This window comes from Cupriavidus sp. H18C1 (genome assembly GCF_049311595.1).
Classification (GTDB): domain Bacteria; phylum Pseudomonadota; class Gammaproteobacteria; order Burkholderiales; family Burkholderiaceae; genus Cupriavidus; species Cupriavidus cauae.
Window position 1 is genome coordinate 3328440 of record NZ_CP186008.1, and the last position, 15891, is coordinate 3344330.

The window sequence follows — 15891 nt, forward strand, 5'->3', positions numbered from 1 at the left end:
CAGCGCCGTCCGCGGCGGCCCCCGCGGCGCCCGACGCTGCGCCGGCGCCTGCCGCCAGGCCCGCCAACGACGGCAAGCCGCTGTCGCCCGCTCGGGCGGCGCTGGCGGCGGCGCGCCAGGCGTCGGCAGGGCGGGGCGGCGGTGCCGCGCGACCCGTTGCGCCGGCGCCTGCGCCCGCGCCGGCGCCTGCCGCGGCTCCCGCGCCGACGCAATCGCTGCGCCCTGCCGCGCCGCAACGCCGGCCCGAGCCGCCGCGTCCGTCGGCTGCACCGCAGGCTCCGGCTCAATCTCAAGCCCGGTCGCAAGGTCCAGCCCAAGCCCCGGCCCAGGCGGCACCGTCCGCGAGCGCGTCCGCCGAGCCCCCGCCATGGGAACTGGCCGGCGGCAGCGACGTACCGCCGTGGGAAGAGCTGCCGCCCGACCTGCCGCTGATCGGCCCGTACGACAGCGAACCCGAGCCGCAACGCGCCGCGCCGCTGCGCCGCCCCGAGCCGCCGCGCACGGCCATGCCCGTGTCCTCCGTGCCGGCCGCGGCCGATGCGGCCGCATCGGACGAAGCCTTCGCCGCGAGCCCGGGCAAGACCCCGCCGCCCGCCCGCGCCGCTGCCGCCGGACGACGGCACGCCCGCGATCTTCAGCGGCGACTGGCCCGCGCTGGCCGCGAGCCTGCCGCTGAAGGGCCTGGCCCAGCAGCTCGCGTATCAGAGCGAACTGGCGCGCGTGCAGGGCCGCACCTTCGTGCTGCGCGCGCCCGTCGCCGCGATCGCCGAAGGCAATGCGGTCGAGCGCCTGGCGCAGGCGCTGTCTGACCATTTCGGCGAAGCGGTGCGCGTGCACTGCGAGGTCGGCGCGGTCAGCGAGACCGCCGCGGCGGCCGATGCGCAGGCGCGCGCCGAGCGCCAGCGCGCGGCCGAGGCCGCGATCGAGAACGATCCCCTTCGTGCAGGGCCTGTTGCGCGAGTTCGGCGGCCAGATCGTGCCGGGCTCGATCCAGCCGCGCGCGCTCTGACGACGGCACGCTGCCCATACGCACGATCCAAGCCGAGCGGCGTACCGACCCAAGGAATCCCCCGGATCCACCGAATCCATCGATATCAGGAGAAGCATCATGATGAAGGGCCAACTCGCAGGGCTGATGAAGCAAGCCCAGCAGATGCAGGAAAACATGAAGAAGATGCAGGAGCAGCTCGCCCTGATCGAGGTCGAGGGCCAGTCGGGCGCCGGCCTGGTCAAGGTGGTGATGACCTGCAAGAACGACGTCAAGCGCGTGACCATCGATCCTAGCCTGCTCGCCGAGGGCGAGGACAAGGAACTGCTGGAAGACCTGGTCGCCGCGGCCTTCAACGACGCGGTGCGCAAGGCCGAAGCCACCACGCAGGAGAAGATGGGCTCGATGACCTCGGGCCTGCCGCTGCCCCCCGGCTTCAAGCTGCCGTTCTGAGCGCCGGCTTGCCGAACGCAGACTCACGATGAAGGCATCCACTCCCACCTCGCTGCAGGCGCTGGTCGAGGCACTGAAGGTGCTGCCCGGCGTCGGCCCGAAGTCGGCGCAGCGGATCGCCTATCACCTGCTGCAGCATGACCGCGAGGGCGCGCGCCGGCTCGGCGACCGCGCTGCGCGGCGCAGCGGATGGCGTGCGCCACTGCGCGCGCTGCAACACCTTCACCGAGGCCGAGGTCTGCGAGACCTGCCTGGATCCGCGCCGCGACGCCTCGCTGCTGTGCGTGGTCGAGACGCCGGCCGACCAGGTGATGATCGAGCAGACGCTGACCTATCGCGGCCAGTATTTCGTGCTGATGGGCCGGCTGTCGCCGCTGGACGGTGTCGGTCCGCGCGAGATCCATCTGGACCGGCTGCTGGCGCGCGCCACCGATCCCGCGCTGGGCGGCCCGGTAGCCGAGGTCATCGTCGCCACCAATTTCACCAGCGAGGGCGAGGCCACCGCGCACTACATCGGCGAGATGCTGAAGGCGCGCGGGCTCAAGGTCTCGCGGCTGGCGCGCGGCGTGCCGGTCGGCGGCGAGCTCGAATACGTCGACGCCGGCACCATCGCGCGCGCGGTAATGGACCGCCGCACGCTGTGACGCGCGGCGCCGTATCGCTTCGCATCGACCGGCATGGTCTGATCGCCCGATGAACCTGGCCCGCTTCGATCTGGTCACGCTGGGACTGTTCGTCGCCGTCGCGCGGCAGGGCAGCATCTCGGCCGGCGCGCGCCAGTCGCATCTGGCCGTCGCCGCGGCCAGCAAACGGATCTCCGATCTCGAGGCCGCCGTCGGTGCGCCGCTGTTCTTCCGCCATGCGGCGGGCGTGCAGCTGACCGAGGCGGGGCAGGCGTGCTTTCATCACGCGCTGACCGTGCTGCAGGACGTCGAGCGCATGGCGGGCGTGATGTCCGACTATGCGTCGGGCGTGCGCGGGCAGGTGCGCGTCTGCGCCAACACCTCGGCGATCACGCAGTTCCTGCCGGACGACCTGGCCGGCTTCATGCGGCTGCATCCGACCATCCGCATCGAACTGGAAGAGCAGAACAGCGGCGATATCGTCGCGGCGCTGGTCGAGAACCGCGCCGACGTCGGCATCTTCGCCGACCGCACGCCCAGCGCGGGCCTGGTCACCGTCGAATACCGCCAGGACGAACTGGTGCTGGTCACGCCGCCGGGGCATCCGCTGTCGCAGCGCGGCCCGGTGCGCTACGCCGATACCCTCGAATACGACTTCGTCAGCCTGCCGCAGGTGACCTCGCTGGCCGCGCGCCTGCTCGAGGAGAGCAGCCGGCTGGAGCGGCCGTTCCGGCTGCGCATCCAGGTGCGCAGCTTCGATGCGATGTGCCGCATGGTGATGGCCGGCCTCGGCGTCGGCGTGCTGCCGCGCATCGCCGCCGAGCCGCACGTCAAGTCGATGGGCCTGTCGCTGGTCAAGCTGCAGGACGCCTGGGCGCAGCGCTCGCTGCTGATCGGCATGCGCGACCCGGCCGCGCTGACGGTGTCGGCCCGGCTCCTGATCACCCATCTTTGCGGCGATCGCGCGCCGTTCTGAAGCCCGGCCTTCGGCCGACCGTCTCCGCTTCATCTCTCGCGATATCTCCCGCGTTATCTCCCGCGTTATCTCCCGCGTTATCTCCCGCGTTATCTCCCGCGTTATCTCCCGCGTCATCTCCCGCGTCATTTCCCTCCGGCTTTCGCGTTCGGTGAAAGCCCGCTTCACCGATTGACGCCTTCCGCGCCCGCCGGGGCTGCGGCACACTGCGGCCAAATTCGATCGCACGGTCCGGCGTCCGCCGCAAGGGAGCGCCACCGACCGACCGCCAGACAGCGATCGCCACACACCGATCCCCGGAGACAATCCGCATGCCGCGACAGATTCTGGATGGCATCCGCGTGCTCGAACTCGGGCAGCTGATCGCCGGCCCCTTCGCCGCCAAGACGCTGGCCGATTTCGGCGCCCACGTGATCAAGGTCGAACCGCCCGGACAGGGCGATCCGCTGCGCAAATGGCGCATGCTGTATCAGGACACCTCGGTCTGGTGGGAGGCGCAGTCGCGCAACAAGGAATCGGTCTGCATCGACCTGCGCAGCCCCGACGGGCAGGCGCTGGTGCGCAAGCTGGCCGCCGAGGCCGACGTGCTCATCGAGAACTTCCGCCCCGGCACGATGGAAAAGTGGGGCCTGGGCTGGGACGAGCTGCACGCCGCCAATCCGAAGCTGATCATGCTGCGGGTATCGGGCTACGGCCAGACCGGGCCGAAGCGCGACGAGCCCGGGTTTGCCGCGGTCGCCGAGGCGATGAGCGGGTTGCGCCATCTGACCGGTGAGCCGGGCCGCCCGCCGGTGCGCGCGGGGCTGTCGCTGGGCGACACCATCGCCGGCCTGCATGGCGCGCTGGGCGTGCTGCTGGCGCTGTACGAGCGCGATGCGCGCGGCGGCACCGGCCAGGTCATCGACGTGGCGCTGTACGAGGCGCTGTTCAACCTGAGCGAGAGCCTGCTGCCCGAGTATTCGGCCTTCGGCGCGGTGCGCCAGCCGGCCGGCGGCGCGCTGCCCGGCATTGCGCCGTCCAACGCCTATCCGTGCGCCAGCGGCGAATACGTGCTGGTGGCCGCCAACGGCGATGCCATCTTCAAGCGGCTGATGCAGGCGATCGGCCGCGCCGACCTCGCCGACGATCCGGCGCTGGCGCGCAACGACGGCCGCGTGGCCCGGGTGGAAGAACTCGACGCCGCGATCGCCGCGTGGACCCGCACGCAGGACATCGACAGCGCGCTGGCCGTGCTGCGCGAGGCGCAGGTGCCGTCGGGTCGCATCTACACGGTCAAGGACATCGCGGAGGACCCGCATTACCGCGCCCGCGGCGTGATCGAGCAGGTCACCGCGGCCAGCGGCCTGACCGTCGAGGTGCCGGGCATCGTGCCGAAGCTGTCGGGCAGTCCGGGCGCGATCCGCGATCGCGCGCCGACGCTGGGCGAGCATACCGACGCGGTGCTGGCGCAGGCCGGCTTCGATGCCGCGACCATCGCCGACCTGCGCGCACGCGGGGTGGTGGCATGAACACGACCGCATCGAACGTGCATTCGACGACAAAGTTCCCGCTGCGCGGCCCGGCCCGCATCCAGATCAACGAGGTCGCGCCGCGCGACGGCCTGCAGATCGAACCGGTGGTGGTGCCGACCGATGCCAAGGTCGCGCTGCTGGAGGCGCTGTCGGCCTGCGGCTTCGCCCGCATCGAGGCGACCTCGTTCACCTCCGCCAAGGCGATCCCCGCGCTGGCCGACGCCGAGGCGGTGATGCACCGCATGCGCCGTGCCGAGGGCGTGCGCTACACGGTGCTGGTGCCGAACCTGCGCGGGCTCGAGCGCGCGCTGTCGTGCGCACCCGACGAGGTCAATCTGGTGATGTCGGCCAGCGAGACGCACAACCGCGCCAATCTGCGCATGACGCGCGCGCAATCGCAGGCGCAGCTGCTGGCGATGATCGAGGTCGCGCGCGCGGCCGGCGTGCCGGTCAATGTCTCGCTGTCGACGGTATTCGGCTGCCCGTTCGAGGGCGAGGTCGCGATCGACGCGGTGATGGCGCTGGCGCGCGGCTTCGCCGAGGCCGGCGCGGATGGCATCACGCTGTGCGATACCACCGGCATGGCCTATCCGAACCAGGTGCGCGCGGTGTGCGAGACGTTCCGGCGCGAACTGCCGGCGACCGGCCTGACCATCCATCTGCACAACACGCGCGGCATGGGCCTGGCCAATGCGCTGGCCGCCTGGGAGACCGGCGTGTCGCGCTTCGACGCGGCGGCCGGCGGGCTGGGCGGCTGCCCCTATGCGCCCGGTGCCAGCGGCAACGTCGCCACCGAGGAGCTCGTGCACATGTTCGCGTCGATGGGCGTGGACACCGGTGTCGACCTGCAGCGCCTGCTCGGCATCATCGGCGAGCTGCCCACGGTGGTCGAGCGCGAGGTCTGCAGCCAGCTGCTGCGCGCCGGTCCGCGGCTGCGCACGCATCGGCCGCCGGCCTGGCTGGCCGAGCATTTCGCGGAGCCTTCCGCCGGGCAATCCGCCGGGCATTCCGCTGGCCAGTAAGGCCCGACAACCGGCAAGCCACAAGAACGACATCATCAGCAAGCCCGCGGACCTCGTCCGCGCCTACGACTTACAACCCACAACCCGAACAACAACATCGATTCCTGGAGGAGACAGCATGTCGATCCGTACGTCCCAATCGCTTCATTCCGTCGATGCGGCCATGCCCGGCCGCCGTCGCCTGCTCGCCGCGGCCGTTTGCGCCGCCGCGGCGTGCCTGGCCACCGGCGCGCAAGCGCAGGACGGCGCCTATCCGAACCGCCCGGTCACGCTGATCGTGTCCGCGGCGCCGGGCGGCACCACCGACCTGGCCGCGCGCATGATTTCCGAGCCGCTGGCCAAGGCGCTCGGCCAGCCGGTGGTGGTCGAGAACCGCCCCGGCGGCGCCGGCGGCATCGCCGCGCAGCTGGTGGCGCGCGCCAAGCCCGACGGCTACACGCTGCTGGTGCAGTACTCGGGCTTCCACGTGATCACGCCGCTGCTGATGAAGGGCCTGTCGTGGGATCCGGTCAAGGACTTCGCGCCGGTCGCCAACCTGCTGTCGGCGCCGCAGGTGCTGGTGGTGCGCCCGAGCCTGCCGGTCAAGTCGCTGTCCGAGCTGGTGGCCTACGCCAAGGCCAATCCGAACAAGCTGAACTACGCCTCGTCGGGCAACGGCTCGCTGCAGCACGTGTCCACCGAGCTGCTGAACCAGATGGCCGGCATCCGCATCACGCACGTGCCGTACAAGGGCACCGGTCCGGCGATGACCGACCTGCTGGGCGGCTCGGTCGACCTGACGATCACCACGCCGCCGCCGCTGATTCCGCATATCCAGGCCGGCAAGCTGCGCCCGCTGGTGGTCACCAGCAAGAATCGCCTGCCCAGCCTGAAGGACGTGCCGTCCGCGCCCGAGGCGGGCTACGCCGATCTCGACGTGTCGTCGTGGTTCGCGATGTACGCGCCCGCCGGCACGCCCAAGCCCGTGGTCGACAAGCTGACCGGCGAGATCGACAAGATCATGAAGACCGAGGCCTTCCGCAAGAAGGCCGAGGAGCTGGGCGCCGAGGCGAAGTACATGAACCCGACGCAGCTCGGACAGTACCAGCGCGCCGAGCTGACGCGCTGGGGCAAGGTCATCCAGTCGGCCAATATCCAGGCGGAATGATGCGCTGGTCCTCCCCGCGCTAGGTAGTGTTCCCGATTGGGGCGACCCGCCGGCCTCGGATAGCATCGCACGGAGCCGCGCGGCGGCCCCGGCATGCCGTCAGGCCGTCCGGCGGGTCGCTTCGGCGTCGTGCGTGGCGTCATCACACCGCGCGGGAACACAATAAGCAGGAGACACAGATGTACAACCGCAAATTCTGGAAACAGGTGCTGATCGCGCTGGTGCTGTTCCTGGCCGGCTGGTTCACCTTCGGCGGCTTCGCGCATGCGCAGGGCAAGCCGGAGAAGGCCAAGGTCACGATCGCGGTCGGCGGCAAGAACCTGTTCTACTACCTGCCGCTGACGATCGCCGAGCGCCAGGGCTACTTCAAGGACGAAGGGCTCGACGTCGAGATCGTCGACTTCGCCGGCGGCGCCAAGGCGCTGCAGGCCGTGGTCGGCGGCAGCGCCGACGTGGTCTCGGGCGCCTACGAACACACCATCAACCTGCAGGCCAAGGGCCAGAACTACCGCGAGTTCGTGCTGCAGGGCCGTGCGCCGCAGATCGTGCTGGTGACTTCCAACAAGACGATGCCGGACTTCAAATCGGTCGCCGACCTGAAGGGCAAGAAGATCGGCGTCACCGCGCCCGGTTCGTCGACCAACATGATGGCCAACTTCGTGCTGGCCAAGGCCGGGCTGAAGCCGTCGGACGTGTCCTTCATCGGCGTGGGCGCCAGCAATGGCGCGGTCGCGGCGATGCGCTCGGGCCAGATCGACGCGATGGCGAACCTGGACCCGGTGATCTCGATGCTGACGCAGAAGAACGAGGTGCGCGTGGTGGCCGATACCCGCACGCTGAAGGACACGCAGGCGGTGTTCGGCGGCAACATGCCGTCGGGCTGCCTCTATGCCTCGGCCTCGTTCATCGAGCAGAACCCCAACACCACGCAGGCGCTGACCAATGCGATGGTGCGTGCGCTGAAGTGGCTGCAGAAGGCGGGCCCGTCGGACATCGTCAAGACGGTGCCGGAGAGCTATCTGCTGGGCGACCGCGCGCTGTATCTGTCCGCGTGGGAAAAGGTCAAGGAAGCGATCTCGCCGGACGGCATGATGCCGGCCGACGGCCCGCGCACGGCGCTGGCGACGCTGCAGCAGTTCGATCCGGCGCTCAAGGGCAAGGCCATCAAGCTGGACCAGACCTTCACCAACAGTTTCGTGCAGAAGGCCAACGCCAAGTACAAGTAAGCCGTACCGCGGCGCGCATCGGCGGCCGCGGCAAGCCTGGCCCGCTGCATGCAGCGGGCCTTTGCTTTCGCGGGGCCGGCTTTGTATCAGACAAAGGGCGCAAGATCGGCGCAGCGCCGCGGCGTCATCGAGGCTTCGTCATCGACCCTTCGTCACCGACGCCTGGACATCGACGCCAGGGCATCGGCGATCCGTCACCGAACACCACGCCGCCACCGGCCCGGCCGATGCGCGGCGCAAGCACAGCGAAAACGCATGAGCATTCCGGCCCTTTCCCTCGACAACGTCACCTGTACCTTCATCTCGCGCGAGGACCGCAACCAGCGCTACACCGCCGTCAAGGACGTCTCGCTGGCGATCGCGCCCGGCGAATTCGTCTCGGTGGTCGGGCCGACCGGTTGCGGCAAGTCGACCTTGCTCAATGTCGGCGCGGGCCTGCTGGCGCCGTCGTCAGGCGAGGTGCGCGTGTTCGGCGAGCCGCTGACGGGCATCAACGCGCGCGCCGGCTACATGTTCCAGACCGAGGCGCTGATGCCCTGGCGCAGCGCGCTCGACAACGTGATCGCGGGCCTCGAATTTCGCGGCGTGCCGCGCGCGCAGGCGGTGGCCGAAGGGGGAGGAATGGCTGCGCCGCGTCGGCCTGGGCGGCTTCGGCGACCGCTATCCGCATCAGCTGTCGGGCGGCATGCGCAAGCGCGTCGCGCTGGCGCAGACGCTGGTGCTCGACCCCGACATCATCCTGATGGACGAACCGTTCTCGGCGCTCGATGTGCAGACGCGCCAGCTGATGGAGAACGAGGTGCTCGACCTGTGGGCGGCCAAGCGCAAGGCGGTGCTGTTCATCACGCACGACCTGGACGAGGCGATCGCGATGAGCGATCGCGTGGTGGTGCTGTCGGCCGGACCCGCCACGCATCCGATCGGCGAATTCGACATCGATCTGCCGCGGCCGCGCGACGTGGCCGAGATCCGCAACCATCTTCGCTTCGTCGAGTTGCATGCGGCGATCTGGGACGTGTTGCGCGAAGAGGTGCTCAAGGGCTATGCGCAGCAGCGCAAGGTCGCCTGAGGCGGCCTGCGCCCAGCCTGCACGCCGCCCGCACGCAGTCCGCACTCTGCCTGCACTGATACCGACGATCCCGGAACTCACAAGCAAAAACATCCATGGCATTCCGTACCGATTCCCGCAGCATGCTCCGCGTCTGGCAACTGCTCGTCCTCGTGGTCATTCTCGGCGGCTGGCACCTGGCCACGCGCTCGCAACAGGTGGCGTTCTTCTTCGGCGAGCCGTGGCTGGTCGCGCAGCGCGTCTGGAGCTGGTTCTTCGTCGAGCGCGATATCTACCTGCACCTGGGCGTGACGCTGCTCGAGACGGTGCTGGCGTTCGGCATCGGCACCGTCGCCGGCCTGGGCGTGGGCCTGTGGCTGGCGCTGAGCCCGATGGCCTCTGCCATTCTTGATCCGTATATCAAGGCGATGAACTCGATGCCGCGCGTGATTCTGGCGCCGATCTTCGCGGTGTGGTTCGGGCTCGGGATCTGGTCCAAGGTCGCGCTGGCGGTGACGCTGGTGTTCTTCATCGTCTTCTTCAACGTCTACCAGGGCGTCAAGGAAGTCAGTCCCGTGGTGCTCGCCAACGCGCGCATGCTGGGCGCGAACCGGCAGCAGCTGCTGCGCCATGTCTACCTGCCGAGCGCGACCAGCTGGGTCTTCTCGTCGCTGCATACCTCGGTGGGCCTGGCCTTCGTCGGCGCGGTGGTCGGCGAATACCTGGGCTCGGCGCGCGGCGTCGGCTACCTGATCCTGCAGGCGGAGGGGACCTTCGACATCAACACGGTGTTCGCGGGCATCGTGGTGCTGACCGCGTTCGCGCTGGTGCTGGACTGGATGGTGGGGGGTGGTGGAGCGCCGGCTGATGAAGTGGCAGCCGAAAAGCGGGGAGACGGAGAAGCTGTAGGAGGGATTTTCCCTCTCCCGTGCGCGGGAGAGGGATGGTCCTGGGGATTCGGCGGGACCTTAGGGCGTGATCACGATCTTGCCGGTGACCTTGCGCGCTTCCATGTCCTTGAGCGCCTGCGGGGCCTGTTCCAGCGGATAGCGCGCCGAGATGTGCGGGCGGATCTTGCCTTCCTTCATCCAGCCCAGCATCTGCGCCATGTTGGCCTGGTTCGCGCGCGGCTCGCGGCGCGTGAATTCGCCCCAGAACACGCCGACCAGCGAGGCGCCCTTGAGCAGCGCCAGGTTCAGCGGCATCTTCGGAATCTCGCCGTTGGCGAAGCCCACCACCAGATAGCGGCCGCGCCAGCCGATCGAGCGGAATGCGGGTTCCGCATAGATGCCGCCGACCGGGTCATAGATGACGTCCGGACCCTTGCCGTCGGTCAGCGCCTTGATGCGCTCGCGCAGGTCCTCGGTGCTGTAGTTGATCAGCGCGTCGGCGCCATGTTCCTTGCAGACGGCCAGCTTCTCGTCGGTCGACGCGGCCGCGATTACGCGCGCGCCGATCGCCTTGCCGATCTCGATCGCGGCCAGGCCCACGCCGCCGGCCGCGCCGAGCACCAGCATGGTCTCGCCCGCCTTCAGCTCGCCGCGATCGACGACCGCGTGGTGCGAGGTGCCATAGGTCAGCGTAAAGGCGGCGGCGGTCTCGAAATCGATGCCCGGCGGCATCGGCACCACCGCGGCGGCGGGCGCCTTGGCCTGCGTCGCGAAGGCACCGTTGCCCAGATAGGCGATCACCTTGTCGCCGGGCTTGACGTGGCTGACGCGCTCGCCGACCGAATTCACGATGCCGGCCAGTTCCGAGCCGGGCGAGAAGGGCAGCTGCGGCTTGGCCTGGTACTTGTTCTGGATGATCAGCACGTCCGGGAAATTGACGCCGGCGGCCTTGACGTCGATCACCACTTCGCCGGGACCGGCGACCAGGTCGGGCAGGGTTTCGAGCACCAGCGAATCGGGCGGGCCCCAGGCTTTGCACAGTACGGCTTTCATCGTGTCTCCATGAATGTCTTGATGCCTCGATCTGGACCGCGCGGCCACGCGGCCCGGGCTAGTGTAGCGCAGAAATAGTACGGTCGTTCAGTTCGGCGGGGAGGGCGGTGGTGGCCACGGTGTTGCGGCGGAGGTGGTCGTGGTGTTGGCCGGGGTTCGCCCCGGTGTTCGCCCTGGTGTTCGCCCCGCTGTTTGCCCCGGTGTTCGCCCCGCTGTTTGCCCCGGTGTTTGCCCCGGTGTTCGCCGGGACGGTGGCCGTGATCGGCTGCAAATCGCTCGGCGAAGCGGCACCGCGACGCGACGCCATCGCAATCGCCTCGGGTACAATCGCGGCCATGCATATCCTTCTCGCCAACGACGACGGTTACCTCGCGCCGGGACTTGCCATGCTGCATGCCGCGCTGGCGCCGCTGGGCCGTATCACCGTGATCGCCCCCGAGCAGAATCATAGCGGCGCATCGAATTCGCTGACGCTGCAGCGGCCGCTGACGGTGTTCGAGGCGCGCGAGGGCGTGCAGAAGGGATTTCGCTTCGTCAATGGCACGCCGACCGACTGCGTGCATATCGCGCTGACCGGCCTGCTCGACGAAAGGCCGGACCTGGTGGTGTCGGGCATCAACCAGGGCCAGAACATGGGCGAGGACGTGCTGTACTCCGGCACCGTCGCCGCCGCGATCGAGGGCTTTCTGCTCGGCATCCCGTCGATCGCCTTCTCGCAGGTCGACAAGGGCTGGGAACATCTGGACGCCGCGGCCCGCATTGCGCGCGGCATCGTCGAGCGCGCCATCGCGACACCGCCGCGCGAACCGTTCCTGCTCAACGTCAACATCCCCAATCTGCCGTACGAACATATCCGCGGGCTGCGCGCCACGCGGCTGGGCAAGCGCCATCCTTCGCAGCCGGTGATCTCGCAGGTCAATCCGCGCGGCGAGACCAACTACTGGATCGGCCCGGCCGGCGATGCGCTCGATGCCAGCGAAGGCACCGATTTCCACGCGACCGCGGAGGGCTACGTTTCGCTGACGCCGCTGCAGCTGGATCTGACCCACCGCGCCCAGCTCGATTCGCTGCGGCAATGGCTCGCATGAGGCCAGCCGCGTGCCGGCCGCAGGGACCCTGGGCGCGTTGAGGCCATGAGTTCGAGCCCGCGCCGTCCGAAGTTTCCGCTGACGCTCGACTCGGTGGTCGAGCGCAAGCCCGCGCCCGCGCGGACCGCCGGCCTGCCGGCGATCGTCGGCAAGCGCGCGGCCACGCCGGCCCCGGCGCCGACGCCGGCGCGCCGCGTGCCGCCCGCCGCCGCACCGGTGCCCGCGCCGGCGCCGCCGGGCAGTGCGGTGCAGGCCCGCACCATCGCGGCCAGCGTGGGCGGCGGCGGCATGGCCTCGGACCGCGCGCGCGCCGCGCTGACAGCGCGGCTGCGCAGCGGCGGCATTCGCGACGAGCGCGTGCTGCAGGCGATCGCGACCGTGCCGCGCCATCTGTTCCTGGAGCCGGGGCTGGCCTCGCAGGCCTACGAGGACGCGGCGCTGCCGATCGGCCATCAGCAGACCATCTCGAAGCCGTCGGTGGTGGCCCGCATGATCGAACTGCTGCGCCATGGGCTGGCCCCCGCGCAGCCGCTCGAGCGCGTGCTGGAGATCGGCACCGGTTGCGGCTACCAGGCCGCGGTGCTGAGCCTGGTCGCGCGCGACGTGTTTTCGATCGAGCGGATCCGGCCGCTGCACGAACAGGCCAAGGCCAACCTGCGGGCGCTGCGGCTGCCCAATCTGCGCCTGCACTATGGCGACGGCATGCTGGGGCTGCCGCAGGCCGCACCGTTTTCCTCGATCATCCTGGCCGCGGCGGGCATGGAGGTGCCGGAGGCGCTTCTGGAGCAGTTGGAGGTCGGCGGCAGGCTGATCGCGCCGGTCGCGGTCGCGTCCGCCAGCGCGGACGGGCACAAGCAGGGGCAGACCGTGACGCAGCAACTGCTGCTGATCGAGCGCCGGAACCGGCATCGTTTTCACCGCACCGCGCTTGAAGCCGTTTTCTTTGTGCCATTAAAATCGGGCACCACCTGAGTCGAACTATGCACAACACCGTGACTTCGCAACGTCTTATCCGCGCGGGCCAGCTCGCCACCGCCTCGCTGCTGGCAGCCCTGCTGGCCGCCTGCGCTTCCTCGCCGATGCCCGCGCCCGTGATCGACCGCACCGCCGGCGGTACCGGGACCACGATCGCACCGGTCGAGCCCGCGCCCCCCGGCTACTATCGGGTCAAGCGCGGCGATACGCTGTATCGCATCGCCCTCGAGAACGGCCAGTCGTATCGCGATGTCGCGGCCTGGAACAATATCGTCAACGCCAATCAGATCGAGGTCGGCCAACTGCTGCGCATCGTGCCGCCGGGCGCGGACGTCAATGCGGCCACGGGCGTTGCCACGATGCCGGTCGCGCCGGCCGCGGTGCAAGGCCAGCCGCTCGAGCAGGCGGGGCTGCCGCCGGCGACCACGCCGGGCGCGACCTCGCCCTCGGCCGCGTCGGCGCCCGCGGCCGCTGCGCCGATCCCCGGCGCGCCCGCGGACGGCAACATCCAGCTGGCCTGGCCCGCGCGCGGTTCGCTGCTCGGACGCTTCGACGAAAAGGGCAACAAGGGCATCGATATCAGCGGCCAGCGCGGCGATGCGGTGCTCGCCGCGGACGACGGTCGGGTGATTCACGTAGGCCCCTTGCGCGGCTACGGGAATCTTGTCATCATCAAACACAACGAGACTTTTCTTACTGCCTACGGCCACAACGACAAGGTTGTCGTGACCGAACAGGCAACGGTCCGCCGGGGTCAGAAAATTGCAGAGATGGGCAATACCGATGCCGATCGCGTGAAACTGCATTTCGAAGTTCGCAGGAACGGGAAACCGGTCGATCCGATGCGGTATTTGCCGCCACAGTGAGGGTTCATGCCACGCCAGAAAACAGTCTCCTCCGGAACCGCCAGCCGCACCCGTCGTGCCAAGCAACCGGAAGCACGTTCTGGTGTGGCACATCGTGACGGTCAAGCCGATGGCTACGATCACGATCTGGCGGCCGAGCTGATTCCCCTGACCGACGAACCGATCGCGCCCGGCGCGGGTGCAGTGGGTTTGCGCGAGGCCGACCTGATGGCCGACGACGGCGACGCGGGCGGGCGCGACGATGACGAAGGCGAGCGCGAGAGCGACGAGGGAAGAGGGCGCGACCGAAGCGGTCGCCACCGAGCAGGACGAATTCCGCAGCGCCCTGCATACCGAACTCGCCGCCGATACCGTTCAGCACTATCTGAACCGCATCAGCATCAAGCCGCTGCTGTCGGCTCCCGAAGAACTCCATTTCTCGACGTTGGCCAAGGACGGCGATTTCTCCGCGCGTCAGGTCATGATCGAGCGCAACCTGCGCCTGGTGGTCAGCATCGCCAAGGGCTATCTGAATCGCGGCGTGCCGCTGCTCGATCTGATCGAGGAGGGCAACCTCGGCCTGATGCATGCGATCGAGAAATTCGATCCGTCGCGCGGCTTCCGTTTCTCGACCTATGCCACCTGGTGGATCCGCCAGAGCATCGAACGCGCGATCATGAATCAGGCGCGCACGGTTCGCCTGCCGGTGCACGTGATCCGCGAACTGAACCAGGTGCTGCGCGCCAAGCGGCATCTGGAGAAGGGCGGTACCGACGGACGCGACGCCAGCCTCGAGGACATCGCGCATCTGCTCGGCAAGACCCCCGATGAAGTGCAGGACGTCCTCGCACTGAACGAACACACGACCTCGCTCGATACGCCGTTCGATCTCGATCCGGGTTCGAGCCTGCTCGACTTCCTGTCGGACGAGCACAATGCCGCGCCGGATCAGGAGGTCGCGCATCGCGAGCTCGAGAACCTGATGAAGCTGTGGCTGGCGCGGCTGTCCGAGAAGCACCGCTATGTCGTCGAGCGCCGCTTCGGCCTGAACCATATCGAGCCGGCCACGCTGGAAGAGCTGGCCGAGGAGATGGGCCTGACGCGCGAACGCGTGCGCCAGATCCAGCAGGAAGCGCTGGTCAAGCTCAAGCGGCATTTCGCTTCGCAAGGGGTGCGCAAGGACGCGGTTCTATGACGCCTGTGCTGGTATTCGACATCGAGACGGTTCCCGATGTCGCCGGCCTGCGCCGTCTGCACGACCATCCGCTGGGCCTCACCGATGCCGAGGTCGCGGAGCTGGCCTTCGCCGCCCGCCGCGAAAAGACCGGCAGCGATTTTCTCCCCCTGCATCTGCAACGCGTGGTTGCGATCTCCCTGCGTGCTGCGCCGCACGCAGCGCGACGGCACCGCGCTGTTCCATGTCGGCTCGCTCGGCAGCGAGGACGACGGCGAAGCGACGCTGATCCAGCGCTTCTACGAACTGATCGCACGCTACAGTCCGCAACTGGTGTCGTGGAACGGCGGCGGCTTCGATCTGCCGGTGCTGCACTATCGCGGGCTGGTCCACGGCGTCACCGCGCCCCGCTATTGGGAAATGGGCGAGGGCCGCGACGACGACAGCCGCGACTTCAAGTGGAACAACTACATCAGCCGCTACCACATGCGTCATCTGGATCTGATGGATCTGCTGGCGATGTACCAGCCGCGTGCGAGCGCGCCGCTGGACGACCTCGCCAAGCTGTGCGGCTTCCCAGGCAAGATGGGGATGGACGGCAGCAAGGTGTGGGAAGCGTTCCAGCAGGGGCAGATCGGCGCGATCCGCGCCTATTGCGAGACCGACGTCGTCAACACGTATCTGATGTACTGCCGCTTCCAGATGATGCGCGGCGGTCTGACGCCGCGCGAGTTCGATGCCGAGGTCGAACTGGTGCAGGAATCGCTGGCGGAACTGCCCGGGCCGCAATGGATGGAATATCTGCGCGCCTTCCAGCTGCAGCCGTCGAGCCGCGTGGCCGACGACGAAGAGATCGACTGAACGGTCCGAGT

10 protein-coding genes and 5 pseudogenes are annotated in these 15891 nt (G+C 69.0%); 14 read left to right on the top strand and 1 reads right to left on the bottom strand.

All coding sequences use genetic code 11. The features are described 5' to 3' along the window. The first annotated feature begins 1108 nt into the window (after positions 1-1108). The 9 genes and pseudogenes from OJJOAM_RS15290 to OJJOAM_RS15330 all read left to right on the top strand — a co-directional run bounded on the left by OJJOAM_RS15290 (position 1109) and on the right by OJJOAM_RS15330 (position 9903). Complete coding sequence (locus OJJOAM_RS15290; protein ID WP_023263605.1) at positions 1109-1441, top strand: YbaB/EbfC family nucleoid-associated protein; 333 nt, start codon at positions 1109-1111, stop codon at positions 1439-1441. Between the two features lie 28 nt (positions 1442-1469). Beyond that, positions 1470-2085: pseudogene (gene recR / locus OJJOAM_RS15295) on the top strand (recombination mediator RecR). Positions 2086-2134: 49 nt separating this feature from the next. Continuing rightward, positions 2135-3040 (top strand): LysR family transcriptional regulator, encoded by a 906-nt coding sequence (locus tag OJJOAM_RS15300; RefSeq protein WP_053822073.1) that lies wholly within the window; start codon positions 2135-2137, stop codon positions 3038-3040. 311 nt (positions 3041-3351) lie between these two features. Beyond that, positions 3352-4548: a CaiB/BaiF CoA transferase family protein gene (locus tag OJJOAM_RS15305; RefSeq protein ID WP_422648438.1), complete on the top strand. Its 1197-nt coding sequence runs from the start codon at positions 3352-3354 to the stop codon at positions 4546-4548. Then, complete coding sequence (locus OJJOAM_RS15310) at positions 4545-5573, top strand: hydroxymethylglutaryl-CoA lyase (protein WP_422648439.1); 1029 nt, start codon at positions 4545-4547, stop codon at positions 5571-5573. The genes OJJOAM_RS15305 and OJJOAM_RS15310 overlap by 4 nt, the downstream gene beginning before the upstream one ends. Before the next feature lie 163 nt (positions 5574-5736). Then, positions 5737-6720 (top strand): Bug family tripartite tricarboxylate transporter substrate binding protein, encoded by a 984-nt coding sequence (locus OJJOAM_RS15315; RefSeq protein ID WP_422649613.1) that lies wholly within the window; start codon positions 5737-5739, stop codon positions 6718-6720. 179 nt (positions 6721-6899) lie between these two features. Continuing rightward, positions 6900-7946: an ABC transporter substrate-binding protein gene (locus OJJOAM_RS15320; RefSeq protein WP_149319862.1), complete on the top strand. Its 1047-nt coding sequence runs from the start codon at positions 6900-6902 to the stop codon at positions 7944-7946. Positions 7947-8201: 255 nt separating this feature from the next. Next, a pseudogene (locus tag OJJOAM_RS15325) lies at positions 8202-9015 on the top strand (ABC transporter ATP-binding protein). 95 nt (positions 9016-9110) lie between these two features. Further along, a pseudogene (locus OJJOAM_RS15330) lies at positions 9111-9903 on the top strand (ABC transporter permease). A 59-nt stretch (positions 9904-9962) separates the two neighbouring features. On the opposite strand, the gene OJJOAM_RS15335 reads toward OJJOAM_RS15330, so the two are convergent. Continuing rightward, a complete protein-coding gene (locus OJJOAM_RS15335) occupies positions 9963-10937 on the bottom strand; it encodes an NADPH:quinone oxidoreductase family protein (protein ID WP_422648440.1) in 975 nt (324 codons plus the stop codon). Positions 10938-11272: 335 nt separating this feature from the next. Between OJJOAM_RS15335 and surE the strand changes: the two genes are divergently transcribed. The 5 genes and pseudogenes from surE (at position 11273) to OJJOAM_RS15360 (ending at position 15880) form a co-directional block, all read left to right on the top strand. Beyond that, complete coding sequence (surE, locus tag OJJOAM_RS15340) at positions 11273-12025, top strand: 5'/3'-nucleotidase SurE (RefSeq protein ID WP_422649614.1); 753 nt, start codon at positions 11273-11275, stop codon at positions 12023-12025. A 45-nt stretch (positions 12026-12070) separates the two neighbouring features. Beyond that, positions 12071-12997, top strand: coding sequence for a protein-L-isoaspartate(D-aspartate) O-methyltransferase (locus OJJOAM_RS15345; RefSeq protein ID WP_422648441.1), 927 nt, complete (start codon positions 12071-12073; stop codon positions 12995-12997). A gap of 8 nt (positions 12998-13005) precedes the next feature. Beyond that, positions 13006-13866 (top strand): peptidoglycan DD-metalloendopeptidase family protein, encoded by an 861-nt coding sequence (locus OJJOAM_RS15350; protein ID WP_422648442.1) that lies wholly within the window; start codon positions 13006-13008, stop codon positions 13864-13866. Between the two features lie 6 nt (positions 13867-13872). Then, positions 13873-15040 (top strand): annotated as a pseudogene (gene rpoS / locus OJJOAM_RS15355) (RNA polymerase sigma factor RpoS). Then, positions 15037-15880, top strand: a pseudogene (locus OJJOAM_RS15360) (3'-5' exonuclease). The pseudogenes rpoS and OJJOAM_RS15360 overlap by 4 nt, the downstream one beginning before the upstream one ends. Positions 15881-15891: the final 11 nt, after the last annotated feature.